Source organism: Plantibacter sp. MPB07, from assembly GCF_046619465.1.
GTDB classification, from domain to species: domain Bacteria; phylum Actinomycetota; class Actinomycetes; order Actinomycetales; family Microbacteriaceae; genus Plantibacter; species Plantibacter auratus.
Genome location: NZ_CP177043.1, coordinates 859164 through 874714 on the forward strand (window position 1 = coordinate 859164; position 15551 = coordinate 874714).

The window sequence follows — 15551 nt, forward strand, 5'->3', positions numbered from 1 at the left end:
ACGGGCTCCGAAACCCCTGTTAGGACACCCTTGGATGTGTGGTCTGACCACAGGCGCGAATTCGGGTACGATTGGTGTCGACGACATGGATCGAAGCCACGGGGATGACCACCCCGATCGGGCCGCACCTGCGCCGCCTTCCCTGGATGCCGCGAAAAATGGAGTGTTCATCGTGAACGACCTACTCGACCCGCTACTGCTGTCCCGCTGGCAGTTCGGCCTCACCACCGTCTACCACTTCATCTTCGTGCCGCTGACCATCGGCATGGCCGTGACGGTCGCCGGGTTCCAGACCGCGTGGGTCCGGACCGGCAAGCTGCACTACCTGCAGCTCACGCGGTTCTTCGGGAAGATCTTCCTCATCAACTTCGCCATGGGCGTCGTGACGGGCATCGTCCAGGAGTTCCAGTTCGGCATGAACTGGTCCACCTACTCCAGGTTCGTCGGCGACGTCTTCGGCGCGCCGCTGGCACTCGAGGGCCTGCTCGCGTTCTTCCTCGAGGCGACGTTCATCGGACTCTGGATCTTCGGCTGGGACAAGCTGTCACCGAAGCTGCACCTCGCCACCATCTGGATCGTGGCACTCGGCACCGTGCTGTCGGCCTACTTCATCATCGCGGCGAACGCCTTCATGCAGAACCCGGTCGCCTTCCGGATCAACGAGGAGCGAGGCCGCGCCGAGCTCACGAACATCTGGGAGCTGCTGACCAACAAGGTCGCCCTGGCCGCCTTCCCGCACACGATCTTCGCGTGCTTCATGGTCTCCGCAGCCGTCATCATCACCGCTGCGGCCTGGCACCTCGCCCGGGGCCAGCACGTCGAGGCGATGCGCCCGGCGCTCAAGGTCGGTGCGTGGAGCATGCTCCTCGCGGGTGGTGCCACGATGCTCGCCGGCGACCAGCTCAGCCTCGCCATGGTCGAGACCCAGCCGATGAAGATGGCGGCTGCGGAGGCGATGTACAACACGGCGAGCGGTGCCGACGCCTCGTTCTCGATCTTCACCCTCGGCACACCCGACGGTGTCCACGAGCTCTTCTCGATCCGCATCCCGTACCTCCTGTCGTTCCTCTCGACCCACACCTTCGACGGCACGGTGGAGGGCATCAACGACCTGCAGGCGCAGTACACCCAGCTCTACGGTCCGGGCGACTACTCGCCCGTCATCTGGGTCACCTACTGGGCGTTCCGCTGGATGATCGGCCTCGGCCTCGCCTCGATGCTCGTCGCGGCAGCCGGTCTCTGGTTCACCCGCAAGGGCCGCGAGCCGAAGCGCTGGATGTGGCGCGTCGCGGTCTGGGCGGTCCCGATGCCGTTCCTCGCCATGACCATGGGCTGGGTCTTCACCGAGATGGGCCGCCAGCCGTGGATCGTCTTCAGCCTGTTGAAGACGGAGGACGCGGTCTCGCCGAACACCACCGGCCTCGACGTCCTGATCTCGTTGATCGCCTTCACCGTCGTCTACGGATCGCTGCTCGTCGTCGAGTTCGGTCTCCTGAAGAAGACGATCAAGGCCGGGCCCGACCCGATCGAGCTGTCCGAACCCGACGAGGACGGCGTGCAGAAGCCCGCCGCCCCCGCGACCACGGTCTACTAGGAGCACATCATGGACCTCACGATTCTCTGGTTCTGGATCATCGCCGCACTGTTCGTCGGCTACTTCGTCCTCGACGGCTTCGACTTCGGCGTCGGCATGACGATCCCCTTCCTCGGGAAGGACGAGACCGACCGCCGGATGCTCATCAACACCATCGGGCCGGTCTGGGACCTCAACGAGACCTGGCTGATCGTCGCCGGTGCGAGCCTCTTCGCCGCCTTCCCCGAGTGGTACGCGACCCTGTTCAGCGGCTTCTACCTCCCGCTGTTGTTCATCCTCCTCGCGCTCATCATCAGAGGGGTGTCGTTCGAGTACCGGCACCAGCGGCCGGAAGCCTCCTGGAAACGGCGCTTCGACCTCATGATCATCGTGGGCTCGGCCCTGCCGGCCTTCCTCTGGGGCGTCGCCTTCGCGAACATCGTCCAAGGTGTCCCGCTCGATGCCGACCACAACTTCACCGGCACGCTCTTCACCCTGCTCAACCCGTACGGCATCCTCGGCGGTCTCACGACGCTCGTGCTCTTCTTCGCCCACGGAGCCGTGTTCGCCTCGCTGAAGACCGAGGGCGACATCCGCGAGCGCGCCCGCCGCCTCGCGAGCCGCGCCGGGCTCGTCGCCATCCTGCTCGCCGCGTCGTTCCTCGGGTGGACCGTCCTGGCGCACTTCTCGCTCCCGGTGTTGATCCTCGCGGCCATCGCAGCGGTCTCGCTCATCAGCGCCTGGTTCGCGAACAGCCGTGGGCTGGAAGGCCGTGCGTTCGCGCTCATGGCCGTGACCGTCGCGGCGGCCGTGCTCACCCTGTTCACCGCGCTCTTCCCAGCGGTGATGCCGGCGAGCAACGACCCGGCGAACAGCCTGACGATCGCGAACGCCTCCTCGACGGAGTACACCCTCACGGTGATGTCGTGGACCGCCCTGATCTTCCTGCCGCTGATCCTCGCCTACCAGGGATGGACGTACTGGGTGTTCCGCAAGCGCATCACGCGGAAGCACATCGAAGCCGCCGCGCACTAACCTGTCATCGTGCGCCCCCTCGATCCGCGACTGCTCCGCTATGCCCGCGGAGCCCGGTCGGTCCTCGGACTCGGCGCGGTCATCGCGCTCGTCCAGACCGCCTGCACGCTCGGGTTCGCCTGGTTCGTGGCCCAGCTCGTGTCCCGGTCGATCGCGGGGGATCCGGTCGAGGAGCTCCTGCCGTCGCTCTGGCTGCTGATCGGCATCGTGGTGCTGCGTGCCGGGACCGTCCTGGCATCCGACTCGGTGAACGCCCGTGGCTCCGCGATCGTCCGCAGTCAGTTGCGGCGGGCCCTCGCGGGCGCGTTCGAGACGCTCGGGCCGGGTTGGGTCTCGCGTCGGAGCTCCGCGGCACTGACGACCGTGGCGGGCCGCGGGCTCGACGCCCTGGACGCGTACTTCGGTCGCTATGTCCCGCAGCTCATCCTCACGGCGATCGCCATGCCGATCATCGCTGCGGTGATCTTCATCCAGGACCCGCTCAGCGGCATCACGGTCATCGTGACACTCCCGCTGATCCCCGTCTTCATGATCCTCATCGGATTCGCGACCCAGGCGGTGCAGCGGCGCCAGTGGGAGACCCTGGCCCATCTGTCGCGCGGGTTCCTCGAGCTCGTCGCGGGCATGGCGACCCTCAAGCTGTTCGGTCGGCAGCACCGGCAGGTGCAGCGGGTCCGAACCGTCACCGAGGAGTACCGCGTCGAGACCATGAAGGTCCTGCGGTTCTCGTTCGTGAGCGGCTTCGCCCTCGAACTGCTGTCGAGTCTCGCCGTCGCCGTGGTCGCGGTCGGCATCGGCCTCCGGCTCCTCGACGGCTCGCTCCTCCTCGGAACGGGGCTCTTCGTCCTGATCCTGGCCCCGGAGGCCTTCCTGCCACTGCGGAACGTCGGCGCGAACTACCACGCTGCCGCGGAGGGGGTCACCGCCGCCGACGAGGTCTTCGAGATCCTCGATGAGGCGAAGGCCGTCCGCGAATCCCCGTCCGTTCCTGATCAGCTCGGCGCACCGGCGACAGCAGGCGACTCCGTTCGCCGGACGTCTGGCCTGGTGCTCGACGGTCTCGGGGTGCAATACGACGAGCTGCGGGTGTTGGACGACCTCGACGCGACGTTCCCGGCCGGCGTGGTGACGGCTGTCGTCGGCGCCAGCGGAGCCGGGAAGACGAGCATGGCGTCGGCGATCCTCGGATTCGTGGACGCCACCGGATCGATCCTGCACGACGGAGGACGCATGTCGCCCACGCCTGGTGGACGACGCTGGCTGTCGTGGGCGCCGCAGCGTCCGGTCCTCATCGCGGGGACGGTCGGCAGCAACGTCGCGCTGGGCGATGACGCACCCGACGAGGTGCTCATCGTCGAGGCGTTGTCAGCACTCGGGCTGTCCGCGCTGCCACTCGGACACCCCATCGGCGCAGTCGGCGACGGCGTGAGCGGTGGACAGGCGCAACGGATCGCGATCGCGAGAGCCCTGTACCGGCTGCGGCGCACCCCGGCGGATGCCGGAACGCCGGTGCTGCTGCTCGACGAACCGAGCTCGGCGCTCGACGCCGCGTCCGAGGCTCTCGTCATCGACGCCGCGCGCGACGCCGCTCGGGCCGGGGCGGCCGTCATCGTCATCACCCATCGACCGTCGATCGTCGAACACGCGGATGCCGTGCTCGAGATCCGCCAGCGGTCGGAACGCGTCCAGGACGACGAGGTGATGCTCCATGGATGAGCGCGTCCGACAGATCATCCGACTGGCGCAGCCGCCGGCGCGCCGCTTCGTCCCTGGACTCTTGGCCGGCATCCTCTCCGCGGGGGCCGCCGTCGCCCTCCTCGCTTCGAGCGCGTTCCTCATCACGAAGGCCGCCGAGCAGCCCTCGATCGTCGAGCTGGGTGTCGCCGTCGTCGGGGTGCGCGCGTTCGCGCTGGCCCGGGCGTCCTTCCGGTACCTCGAACGCCTGCTGAGCCACGATGCTGCATTCCGTCAATTGGCGCAGCTGCGCGCCGGCATGATCGAACGCGTCATCCCGGTGGCTCCCGACGGACTGCAGCTGACCGGCCGGGGCGACCTCCTCACCCGCCTGGTGACCGATGTGGACGAGCTGCAGAACGTGCCGTTGCGGGTCGTCCAACCACTGGTGGTCTCGGGTGTCGTCGCCGGAGCCTCCGTCATCCTCACGACCGTGCTGCTCCCGGCCGCCGGGATCGCGCTCGCGGTCTGCCTCGTCGCGGCGTTCCTCGTCTCGTGGTTGCTCGTGAGTCGGCTGGCGGCGCGCGCCGAACGCGAACTCGCGCCGCTGCGCGGTGCGCTGTCAGAAGCCCTGCTCGAACTCGTGACCGGGCTCGACGTGCTGACCGCTTACGGCGCGGTCGGCGCCGCACGGGCACGGATCGAACATGCCGACGCGGCACTCACACGTGCGATGGTGCGGCGGGCCGCGGGCGCCGGGGTTGCCGGCGCCGTCCTCTCCCTGGCTTCCGGGGCGTCCGTCGTCGCGGCGCTGTGGGCAGGCATGCCGGCGCTGGGAACGATCGGCGGCCCCGCGCTCACCGTGATCGTCCTCGTCCCGCTCGCCGTGTTCGAGGTCTGCGCGATGGTGCCCCTCGCGTTCGGGGCTTGGCGGGAGGCGGTCGCGAGCGCCGAGCGCGTGGCGGACGCGGTCCCGAGCGATCGACCCGACGAGATCCCGGACGAGGACACCGGCAGCATCCTCACGCCGACCTTCGACGGCGTCATGCTCGAGGCGGAGCACCTCAGCGCGCGGTGGCCCGGGAGTACGACGGCGGCGCTCGCACCGATCAGCTTCCGGCTGTCGGCCGGCGACCGGCTGCTCGTCGAAGGCGACAGCGGAGCCGGAAAGACCACCCTGGCGCACGCCCTCGTCCGCTTCCTCGAGTACGAGGGTGGGTACCGCGTCGGCGGCGTCGAGGCACGCGACCTCCGCCCGGACACGCTGCGCGAGTCGGTCGGGCTCGTCGAGCAGCGTCCGTTCCTCTTCGACGCCGACATCCGCCAGAACCTCCTCTTCGCCAGGGACACGGCCGACGACGCTGAACTCGAGGCCGTGCTGGAGCGGGTCGGGCTCTCGTCCTGGCTCGCCGAACGCGGCGGACTCGACCGCCCGGTGGGGGAGCACGGCGCGCTCGTCTCCGGAGGGCAGGCGCAACGCATCGCCCTCGCCCGTGCGCTCCTCCGCGAGTTCCCCGTGCTCGTGCTCGACGAGCCGACCGCCAACGTCGATCCCGAGCGCGCGACCGCCCTGCTCGAGGACCTGCTCGGTGTCGCGGGATCCGAGGGTCGTGCGGTCATCGTGATCTCCCACACGCCGGTCCCCGACAGCCTCGTGACCGGTCGCCTCCGGATCATCGCGCCGCCGATCGCGGCCGTCGGCTGATGCGATCCACCGGAGCACGCCGGCAGGTCGTCCTCCCTGCCTGGTCCGAGCCCGAGGACGTCTACCGACGCGTGTTCGCTGACGAACCCTGGGCGGCCTGGTTGGATTCGGGCCAGGGCTCCCGGACCGGCGTCAGTCTCATCGGACGCGGGACCGAACGCCTCGTCGCGGACGTCCGGCTCGGCACGGTGGAGCGCGTCACCCCGGTGTCCGCCACGGTCGACCGGACGACGATCCTCGACGCCCTCCGTACCGTGCGTGCGGAGGGCGACCCGGGCGATTGGGTCGGGTGGTTCGGCTACGAGTCGGGGGCAGGGCTCGTCGGGGTTCCGTCGCACGCGGCGGCCTCCCCGGACGCGCTCTTCCTGCGCCTCGACGACCAGGTGCGGTTCGACCATGCGGCGCGGACGGTGACGATCTCGTCGGACGATCCCGACTGGATCGCGACGACCGTCGAGCGATTGAGTAGGGCGACCGAGCCTCCTCCCGTGGCCGAGGCGGCCGGCGGGTTCTGCGCGCCCCGTCACAGCGATGCCGCATACGTGCGGCTCGTCGAGCGGTGCCAGGAGCACATCACCCGTGGGGACGCCTACCAGCTGTGCCTGACGAACCACCTGCGCGTCGACGGGATCCACGTCCCGTTCGCGACCTATCTGCGGCTGCGCAGGACGAGCCCCACGCACCACGGCGGCTTCCTCCGGTTCGGTTCGATCAGTGTCGCGAGCGCGTCACCGGAGCAGTTCCTCGAGGTCTGGGCCGACGGCCGCGTCCGGACGAAGCCGATCAAGGGGACCCGGCCGAGAGGTGCCGATCCCGAGGAGGACGCCCGCCAGCGCGCCGATCTGCTGGCGAGTCCCAAGGAGCGCGCGGAGAACCTCATGATCGTCGATCTGATGCGGAACGACCTCTCCAGAGTCTGCGAGCTGGGTTCCGTGGCGGTCACGGCTCTCCATCACGTCGAGAGCTACCCGCAGGTGCACCAACTCGTCAGCACCGTCGAAGGACGGTTGCGCGCAGGGCTGGGCGCGCTCGACGTCGTCGAGGTCGCATTCCCGGCCGGATCGATGACCGGGGCCCCGAAACGTCGGGCGATGGAACTGCTGTACGACCTCGAAGCGGGCCCGCGCGGGGTGTACGCCGGCGCCTTCGGCCTGCTGTCCGCGGACGGATCGATGGACCTCGCCATGGTCATCCGCTCGATCGTGATCGATCCGCACGGTGCGTCGATCGGCACGGGTGGTGGCATCACGGCGCTGTCCGACGCCCGGGAGGAGCTCGAGGAGACGTGGACCAAGGCGGCGGCCCCGCTGGCGGCACTCGGCGTCGGACGTCCGCCTGCCGAATCCCGGTAGGCTTGACCGTTGGACGGAGCGCCGTCGTGCGCTCCAGCCCGTCCATCCTGCGGCCGAGCGCCGTGCGAGCAACCCACGGGATTCCACCCCCAGCACCTGCAGTGATTGAGAGTGACGTGTCAGACGAGCGCAACACCGACGACCGCCGAGACGGCGAGCGGTACGACTTCCAGGCGATCCAGGAGAAGTGGCTTCCCGTCTGGGACGAGCTGAAGCCCTTCGCAGCAGGCGACCCTGCCGACAAACGTCCGCGCAAGTACGTGCTCGACATGTTCCCGTACCCCTCGGGCGACCTGCACATGGGTCACGCCGAGGCGTTCGGCTTCGGCGACATCGTCGCGCGGTACTGGCGTCACCAGGGCTTCAACGTCCTGCACCCGATCGGCTGGGACTCGTTCGGTCTCCCCGCCGAGAACGCCGCCATCCAGCGCGGCGTCGACCCGCGCGAGTGGACCTACGCGAACATCGCGCAGCAGAAGGCCAGCTTCCGCCAGTACGGCCCCTCGTTCGACTGGGACCGCGAGCTCCACACGAGCGACCCCGAGTACTACCGGTGGAACCAGTGGCTGTTCCTCCAGCTGTTCGAGAAGGGCCTCGCGTACCGCAAGGCGAGCCCCGTCAACTGGTGCCCGAACGACCAGACCGTGCTCGCGAACGAGCAGGTCGTCGACGGACACTGCGAGCGCTGCGGCGCCGAGGTGACGAAGAAGAAGCTCACCCAGTGGTACTTCCGCATCACCGACTACGCCGACCGCCTGATCGACGACCTCAACCAGCTCGAGGGCACCTGGCCGGCCAAGGTCCTCAGCATGCAGCGGAACTGGATCGGTCGATCCAACGGTGCGGACGTCTCGTTCTCCATCGAGGGTCGTGCCGAGCCGGTCTCCGTGTACACGACCCGCCCCGACACGCTGTACGGCGTGACGTTCATGGTCGTGGCGCCCGACTCGGAGCTCGCAGCCGAGCTCGTCGCCGACACCTCCGACGAGGTCAAGGGGCGCTTCCAGGCCTACCTCGACAGCGTCAAGGGTGAGAGCGAGATCGCGCGGCTCGCGACCGACCGCCAGAAGACCGGCGTCTTCCTCGAGCGCTACGCGATCAACCCGCTGAGTGGCGAGCGCCTGCCGATCTGGGCGGCCGACTACGTCCTGGCCGACTACGGTCACGGGGCGATCATGGCGGTCCCTGCGCACGACCAGCGCGACCTCGACTTCGCGCGGGCGTTCGACCTGCCCGTGCGCGTCGTGGTGGACACCACCCAGCCCGTCACCGGTGCCATCCCGATCATCGTCGACGGTGAGCTGCCGGAGGACCTCCCGTCGATCGATCCCGCCAAGACGGGTGTCGCGCTGACTGGCGACGGTCGCCTGACGAACTCCGGCCCCTTCGACGGCCTGAGCAAGGCGAACGCGATCCCGAAGGTCACGGCTGCACTCGCGTCGAGCGGCCTCGGCGCGAAGACGAAGAACTACCGCCTCCGCGACTGGCTCATCTCTCGACAGCGCTACTGGGGCACGCCGATCCCGATCATCCACTGCGACGCCTGTGGCGAGGTGCCGGTCCCCGAGGACCAGCTCCCCGTGCGGCTTCCGGATGCCGCGGGTCTCGACCTGCGTCCGAAGGGCATGAGCCCGCTCGCGGCGGCTGAGGACTGGATCAACGTGGACTGCCCGTCGTGCGGGAAGCCTGCGAAGCGCGACTCCGACACGATGGACACCTTCGTCGACAGCTCGTGGTACTTCCTCCGGTTCCTGAACCCGACCTCCGACGAGATCGCGTTCGACCCGAAGGAGGCCGACAAGTGGGCCCCGGTCGACCAGTACGTCGGCGGTGTCGAGCACGCGATCCTGCACCTGCTCTACTCGCGGTTCATCACGAAGGTCCTGTTCGACCTCGGCAAGGTCGGCTTCACCGAGCCCTTCAGCGCGCTCCTCAACCAGGGCATGGTCATCCTCGACGGTTCGAAGATGAGCAAGAGCAAGGGCAACCTGGTGGAGTTCGCCCAGGAGCTGCGATCGTACGGCGCCGATGCCCTGCGCGTCACGATGGCGTTCGCCGGTCCTCCGGAGGACGACATCGACTGGGCGGACGTCTCGCCGGCCGGTTCGGCCAAGTTCCTGGCTCGCGCCTGGCGGGTCGCGCACGACGTCACCAGCTCGCCCGACGTCGCCTGGAAGGACGGCGACGAGAAGCTGCGGAAGGTCACGCATCATTTCCTCGCGGAGGCTCCCGGGCTCATCGAGGCGGGCAAGTTCAACGTCGTCGTGGCACGGCTCATGGAGCTCGTCAACGCGACGCGGAAGGCGATCGACGCCGGGCCCGGCGCTGGCGACCCCGCCGTGCGCGAGTCCGCCGAGGTGACGGCCATGGCGCTCGACCTCTTCGCACCGTTCACCGCCGAGGACATGTGGGCCAAGCTCGGCTACCAGCCGTCGATCTCGCTGGTGCCGTGGCGGAAGGCCGACCGGTCGCTGCTGGTCGAGGACCAGGTGACCGCGGTGGTCCAGGTCGACGGCAAGGTCCGCGACCGGCTCGAGGTGTCGCCGAAGATCTCCGGCGAGGAGCTCGAGCAGCTCGCACGCGCGAGTGCGGCGGTGCAGCGTTCCGTGGGTGATCGCGAGATCGTCAACGTCGTGGTGCGTGCCCCGCGCGTGGTGAGCATCGCCACGAAGGGTTGATGCGGTTCGGGGCGGGCCCGGTGGCCTGCCCCGAACGCGCTCGTCGCGCTCGGGCACGACCATCGAGTCGGACCCGTGTCCCATCCGATGGCAGGCTGTTCTCAGAACGGGTCCCGAGCGGCTGCCTGTGCTTCCTCGGTAGCATGACCGGGTGCCCGCTCTCGCCCCATCAGTACGAACGCTCCGCGTCTTCCAGATCCTGTGGGTGATCGGCTTCCTGATCGGCACGACCACGCACACCGCGGATCTGATCCTCGGCGGGTTGGACGTCTACGGCGGCTTCCCGCCCGGCGTCCGGCTGTTCTGGGTGACGCTCACGGTCTTGGACCCCATCACCGCTGTGCTGATCATCCTTCGACGGCGCGCCGGCATCGTGCTCGGAATCACGGTGATCGTCGCCGACATCGCCGTGAACTGGACCGTCTTCGTTCTGCTCGGCGGACTCTCGTGGTTCGGCGTCATCAATCAGAGCCTGTTCGCGGTGCTCATCCTCGCCACGGCTCGCCCCCTGTGGATCTGGTTCGGGCGATCTTCGACACGAGAGCGGGCCGACGCGGGCAGAGCGGTCTGACCGCCCTCGGTCGGAAGACGACCGGTCGACGCCGAGGCGGTCGGCGAGCTGGCTGAATCCTGCATCTCAGGCGAACGCGCTCCACAGGGGTGGTCGCGGTGCGTTCGGTGCCCGCGGCGGCGGTGAGCGTGTGGTTCGGGGCGTCCGGGCTCGTAGCGTTCGAGGATGACCATCGAACCGGAACCCATGTCCCACCCGGTGCCGTCCAGTCGTTCGGCCACACGCCGCCTGCTGCGTGAGCTACCGCGCCCAGAGTTCCGTGCCGGGGCGGTCGTCGTGCTGGTGATCGTGGCCCTCGTCGTCGCCATCCTCGTCTCGTTGTTCACCTCAGGCGGGGCGGTCAGGACGATCGGTGGGGCGGAGCTGTCGGCGGATGCGAGCCCCGTTCCCGGCGCGACTCCCGGAGCGACCGCGCCCGCCGGCTCGGCGACGGGGGAGCTGTTCATCCATGTCCTCGGAGCGGTCGCGGCCCCTGGTGTCTACCGGCTGCCGGACGGATCACGTGCGTTCGATGCGGTGGCGTCCGCCGGCGGCCTCCTACCGGAAGCGGACACCGGTGCCGTGAACCTCGCACGGTTCGTGAACGACGGCGAGCAACTGTACGTCCCAGTGGTCGGCGAGGTGCCACCTGGCGGAGGCGCGAACGGGTCGGCTGCCGGGAGTCCCTCCGGCTCGCAGCTCGTCAACGTGAACACGGCATCCGCGGCCGAACTCACCGCACTCCCGCGGATCGGAGAGGCCCTGGCCGCACGCATCGTCGCCTGGCGGGAGGTGAACGGACCGTTCGCCACCCTCGACGACCTGAGCGCGGTCGAAGGCATCGGCGCGAAGACCCTCGAGGGGCTTCGCGCGGCGGCGACGGTGTGACCGCAGACGCGGCCACCGGACCGACATCCGGGCGAGGTGAGAGCGCGATGCGGTTCCCGCGCCTGCTCATCCCGGCGGCGGTCTCCTGGGTCGGTGCGGCCGTCTGCAGCGCGGCTCCAACGCTGGCCTGGGGTGGGGTACTGGTCGCTTTCCTCGTCGCCTCCGCCTGCCTCGGGTGCAGCACGGTCGTCCGGCGTCGCCGTGCGGAGTATCGCCCGGGGGAGCGTCGGACAGCGTCTGTCGTCATCACGACACTCCTGCTGTGCGCGTGCGCCGCGGCGCTGTTCGGCATGGTCGCGGCCTCGATCGCCGCACGCGCGCCCGACCGGCAGCCGGAGGCGCTGCAAGCGCTCGGAAACGCTGCAGTGGATGCCGAGGTCGTGGTGACCGGCGACGCCGTGCCCACCGGTTCGGTCACGACGGGATCCGGCATCCGCTTCGCGGCCGACCTCGTGACGGCCAGTGGAGACCAAAGGATCCTGGAGCGCCTCTCGGTGCCGGTCCTCGTCTTCGCGCCGGTGCCGGCGGATCGGGCGCCGAGGATCGGCGAGCGCTGGCGCGTCGACGGCTCGCTCCGATGGAACGCGCCGGGTGATGCGCGGGCAGCGCTGCTCTTCGCACGGGAGGAACCCGAGCTGCTGGGGGAGCCGCCGGCGATCCTCGACTGGTCGGCGTCGCTCCGTTCCGGCCTCGTCGGGCTCGCGTCCACCTTGCCCGGCCCGGGTGGGGAACTGCTGCCCGGCCTCGCGATCGGCGATGTGAGTCAGGTGAGTGACGCGGTCACGGAGTCGATGCAGCGCAGTTCACTCTCGCATCTGACGGCCGTGTCCGGAGCGAACTGTGCGGTCATCGTGTGGCTCGTCAGCACCGCGGTCGCGGCACTCGGCGGCGGGCGGAAGCTCAGGATATCGTGTGCCCTGCTGTGCCTCGTCGCCTTCGTGGTCCTCGTGACGCCCCAACCGAGCGTGCAGCGGGCGGCTCTCATGGCTGCCTTCGTCCTGGTGATGGGCGGCTTCGGGCGGCCGATCAGGGGCCTCGCCGCGCTGTCGTTGGCGGTGGTCGTCCTCCTCGTCGCCGACCCTTGGCTGGCCGGGCAGTACGGGTTCGGGCTCTCGGTGCTCGCCACCAGTGGTCTGCTGCTCCTGAGCGGACCCCTCACGGACCTGCTGGGCAGGTGGCTGCCGCGAGGGATCGCGGCCCTCATCGCGATCCCGGCAGCCGCCCAGCTCGCCTGCCAGCCGATGCTCGTCCTCCTCGACCCCGTGATCCAGCTCGGCGGTGTCCCCGCGAACCTGCTCGCGGGCCCGGCCGCAGCGCCCGCGACCATGCTCGGGCTGCTCGCCTGCCTGCTGGTCCCGTTCGCACCACCACTCGCATGGCTCGTCGCGTGGCTCGGGTGGGTGCCGGCGACCTGGATCGCAGCGGTGGCCCGGTGGTTCGAGGGCGTCCCTGCTGCGCGGGTGCCGTGGCCGGAGGGGCCGCTGGGCGTCGTGCTCGTCACCGTGCCGACCGTCTTGATCGCCACGCTCCTGCTGTTCCGTCGGGACCTGCCCCCGAGGTGGTCGAGGACGATCGGGGTGGCGGTTGTCGTGGCGCTCGTGGCACTGTGCGGTCGGGCGGTCGGGGACGGACTCGGGCCGGCCCTGCACCGGCCGGGCGACTGGATCGTGGCCGCCTGCGACGTCGGTCAGGGAGACGCGGTCCTCCTGCGACAGGGCGGCGCCACCGCCCTGGTCGACGTCGGGCCCGACCCCGGACCGCTCCGCGCGTGCTTGGACGAACTCGGGGTGTCCCGCATCGAACTGCTCGTCCTCACCCATTACGACCTCGACCACGTCGGAGGCCTCGACGCGGTCGTCGGCAGGGTCGACGAGGTGCTGCTCGGGCCGGTCGACGACCCGGAGGACGAGCGCATCGCACGAGTGCTCCGAGCGGCCGGTGCGGAGGTGCGACAGGCCGGCGCCGGGGACCAGGGGGTGCTGGGGGTCCCGGAGAGCGCGGCGCCGTGGCGCGTCCTGTGGCCGGACCCCGCGGCAGGTGGCGTCGAACCGGGGAACGACGCGAGCGTGGTGGTCCGGTTCGACCTCCTCGCCGCATCGGTGCTGCTGCTCGGCGACCTCGGTGAGGAAGCGCAGGACCGGCTGCTCGGACGACACGCGCTCGGGGACGCGGTCGACATCGTCAAGGTGTCGCATCACGGTTCCGCCGATCAGAGTGACCGCTTGGCGCGCCGGGTGGGCGCGACGGTTGCGCTCGTCTCCGTCGGGGCCGACAACGGCTACGGGCATCCGACGCGTTCAGCGCTCGAGCTGTACGAGGCCTCCGGCGCCGAGGTCCTCCGCACGGACGAGTCGGGCATCATCGTCCTCGGCCCGGGCGACGACGGCGGGTTCCGCGTGTGGTCGGAACGTGGCGGGTGAGCTGCCGTCCCCGACCCGTCTGGCGTCGGCGGTCGCCGGTAGACTCGGACGGTCGAGAGGAGCCGCTGTGGCTGCACCACGTTCCGCCGGTCGCGGCAAGGCCAAGACGGCGGCCAAAGCCTCGGCGGCGATCCCGCAGCTCGGCTGGTCGGAGATCCGCCCGGCGCCGATCGTGTTGGTGTCCGGCACGGAGTCCTTCCTGGCCGACCGGGCGATCCGCCGGCTGCGCGACTTCCTCGTCTCCGAAGACCCCTCGCTCGAGGTCAACGACGTCGCCGCCGACAGCTACGCCCCGGGCGAGCTGCTCACGGTCGCGAGCCCGTCGCTCTTCGGCGAGCCCCGGCTCGTCCGCGTCAGCCAGGTCGAGAAGTGTTCCGATCAGTTCCTCACCGAAGCCATCCGGTATCTCGAAGCACCGCCGGAGGGCGCCTACCTCGTGCTGCGGCACAACGGAGGCGTGCGCGGCAAGAAGCTGCTCGACGCCATCCGCTCAGGCACCGGTGGCGGTGTCGAGATCGTCTGCACCGAACTCAAGCGGGACAGCGACAAGGCCGACTTCGCCGCGGCGGAGTTCAAGACGGCGGGTCGTCGCATCACGCCCCAGGCGCTCCGTGCACTCGTCGGCGCCTTCTCCGACGACCTCGCCGAGCTCGCAGCCGCGTGCAGTCAGCTCATGGCCGACGCGTCCGAGGAGATCACCGAGCAGACGGTCAACAAGTACTACGGCGGTCGACTCGAGACGAGCGCGTTCGACGTCGCCGACGCCGCGATCGCCGGACGACACGGGGAAGCGCTGCTCGCCCTGCGGCAGGCGCTCGACTCGGGTGCCGACCCCGTGCCGATCGTCGCCGCGTTCGCCATGAAGATCCGCACGATGGCCAAGGTGTCGTCGGCACGCGGCGGGTCCGGGCAGATCGCGCAGCAGTTCGGCCTCGCACCGTGGCAGGTCGACCGCGCCCGTCGGGACCTGTCCGGTTGGACGGACGCCGGCATCGGCCGCGTGGTGCAGATGCTCGCAGAGACCGACGCCGGCGTGAAGGGCGCGAGCCGCGACCCGGTGTTCGCACTCGAGCGGCTCGTCGGCGTCATCGCGGCACGCGGGGTCGATCTGTCGGAGCGGTAGCCCGTCGAGCTGGCCGTGGCGGCGGGCGGGATGCCCTTCGACAAGCTCAGGGACCCGTGTGCGCTCAGGGACCAGTGTGCGCTCAGGGAACGGAATGCCCCGGGAACGCGAAAGGCCCCGCACGTTCCGAGGAACGCCGGGGCCTTGCAGCTGGTGTCGCTTAGAGCGCGTTGACCTGCTTGGCGATGGCCGACTTGCGGTTCGCTGCCTGGTTCTCGTGGATGACGCCCTTGCTCACGGCCTTGTCGAGCTTCTTCGAGGCGAGCTTGAGTGCGGACTCAGCCTGAGCCTTATCGCCGGCGACGACGGCCTCACGGGTTGCGCGGATGGCGGTCTTCAGCTGGCTCTTGACGGCCTTGTTGCGCTCGTTGGCCTTCTTGTTGGTGCCGATGCGCTTGATCTGCGACTTGATGTTTGCCACGTTGGGTCAACTTTCGGTTCGAGGAAATGATGTTCGGTGCCGTCGGACGGAAGAGGGCGTCTTCGAGCGAGTTCTCGTGTGGTCTCAACTCACACGCAAGCCAACAGGCAACATTACCAGTCGGGCTGAGTT

General features: G+C 69.6%; 11 protein-coding genes. 10 read left to right on the forward strand and 1 reads right to left on the reverse strand.

Annotated features, from left to right (window positions below; all coding sequences use genetic code 11):
- Positions 1-172: 172 nt before the first annotated feature.
- The 10 genes from ACLIME_RS04095 to holA all read left to right on the forward strand — a co-directional run bounded on the left by ACLIME_RS04095 (position 173) and on the right by holA (position 14998).
- Positions 173-1594 carry a cytochrome ubiquinol oxidase subunit I gene (locus ACLIME_RS04095; protein ID WP_079003899.1) on the forward strand — a complete coding sequence of 474 codons (1422 nt, stop codon included), beginning with the start codon at positions 173-175 and terminating at the stop codon, positions 1592-1594.
- Positions 1595-1603: 9 nt separating this feature from the next.
- Entirely contained in the window at positions 1604-2608 is a 1005-nt protein-coding gene (gene cydB, locus ACLIME_RS04100) for a cytochrome d ubiquinol oxidase subunit II (protein ID WP_064295578.1), read from the forward strand.
- A gap of 9 nt (positions 2609-2617) precedes the next feature.
- A complete protein-coding gene (cydD, locus tag ACLIME_RS04105) occupies positions 2618-4324 on the forward strand; it encodes a thiol reductant ABC exporter subunit CydD (protein ID WP_411558256.1) in 1707 nt (568 codons plus the stop codon).
- Complete coding sequence (gene cydC, locus ACLIME_RS04110) at positions 4317-5987, forward strand: thiol reductant ABC exporter subunit CydC (protein ID WP_411558257.1); 1671 nt, start codon at positions 4317-4319, stop codon at positions 5985-5987. The genes cydD and cydC overlap by 8 nt, the downstream gene beginning before the upstream one ends.
- The gene (locus ACLIME_RS04115; RefSeq protein WP_411558258.1) at positions 5987-7339 is read left to right on the forward strand and encodes an anthranilate synthase component I family protein; all 1353 of its coding nucleotides are present in this window, start codon (positions 5987-5989) and stop codon (positions 7337-7339) included. Before cydC ends, ACLIME_RS04115 begins: the two co-directional genes overlap by 1 nt.
- 116 nt (positions 7340-7455) lie before the next feature.
- Positions 7456-10017: a leucine--tRNA ligase gene (leuS, locus tag ACLIME_RS04120; RefSeq protein ID WP_085510711.1), complete on the forward strand. Its 2562-nt coding sequence runs from the start codon at positions 7456-7458 to the stop codon at positions 10015-10017.
- Between the two features lie 151 nt (positions 10018-10168).
- Entirely contained in the window at positions 10169-10588 is a 420-nt protein-coding gene (locus ACLIME_RS04125) for a hypothetical protein (RefSeq protein WP_274499819.1), read from the forward strand.
- A gap of 165 nt (positions 10589-10753) precedes the next feature.
- Positions 10754-11455, forward strand: a complete 702-nt coding sequence (locus tag ACLIME_RS04130) for a helix-hairpin-helix domain-containing protein (RefSeq protein ID WP_411558259.1) — start codon at positions 10754-10756, stop codon at positions 11453-11455.
- 47 nt (positions 11456-11502) lie between these two features.
- Positions 11503-13875, forward strand: coding sequence for a ComEC/Rec2 family competence protein (locus ACLIME_RS04135; RefSeq protein ID WP_411558260.1), 2373 nt, complete (start codon positions 11503-11505; stop codon positions 13873-13875).
- A 67-nt stretch (positions 13876-13942) separates the two neighbouring features.
- Positions 13943-14998, forward strand: a complete 1056-nt coding sequence (holA, locus tag ACLIME_RS04140) for a DNA polymerase III subunit delta (RefSeq protein ID WP_071260815.1) — start codon at positions 13943-13945, stop codon at positions 14996-14998.
- Between the two features lie 160 nt (positions 14999-15158).
- On the opposite strand, the gene rpsT is transcribed toward holA, so the two are convergent.
- Positions 15159-15419, reverse strand: a complete 261-nt coding sequence (gene rpsT, locus ACLIME_RS04145) for a 30S ribosomal protein S20 (protein WP_064295571.1) — start codon at positions 15417-15419, stop codon at positions 15159-15161.
- Positions 15420-15551: the final 132 nt, after the last annotated feature.

What these genes read in the sequence shown, in the direction of transcription:
- cydB (WP_064295578.1), top strand. Translation starts at nt 1,604, where the DNA reads ATGGACCTCACGATTCTCTGGTTCTGGATCATCGCCGCACTGTTCGTC.
- cydC (WP_411558257.1), top strand. Translation starts at nt 4,317, where the DNA reads ATGGATGAGCGCGTCCGACAGATCATCCGACTGGCGCAGCCGCCGGCG.
- ACLIME_RS04115 (WP_411558258.1), top strand. Translation starts at nt 5,987, where the DNA reads ATGCGATCCACCGGAGCACGCCGGCAGGTCGTCCTCCCTGCCTGGTCC.
- ACLIME_RS04130 (WP_411558259.1), top strand. Translation starts at nt 10,754, where the DNA reads ATGACCATCGAACCGGAACCCATGTCCCACCCGGTGCCGTCCAGTCGT.
- ACLIME_RS04135 (WP_411558260.1), top strand. Translation starts at nt 11,503, where the DNA reads ATGCGGTTCCCGCGCCTGCTCATCCCGGCGGCGGTCTCCTGGGTCGGT.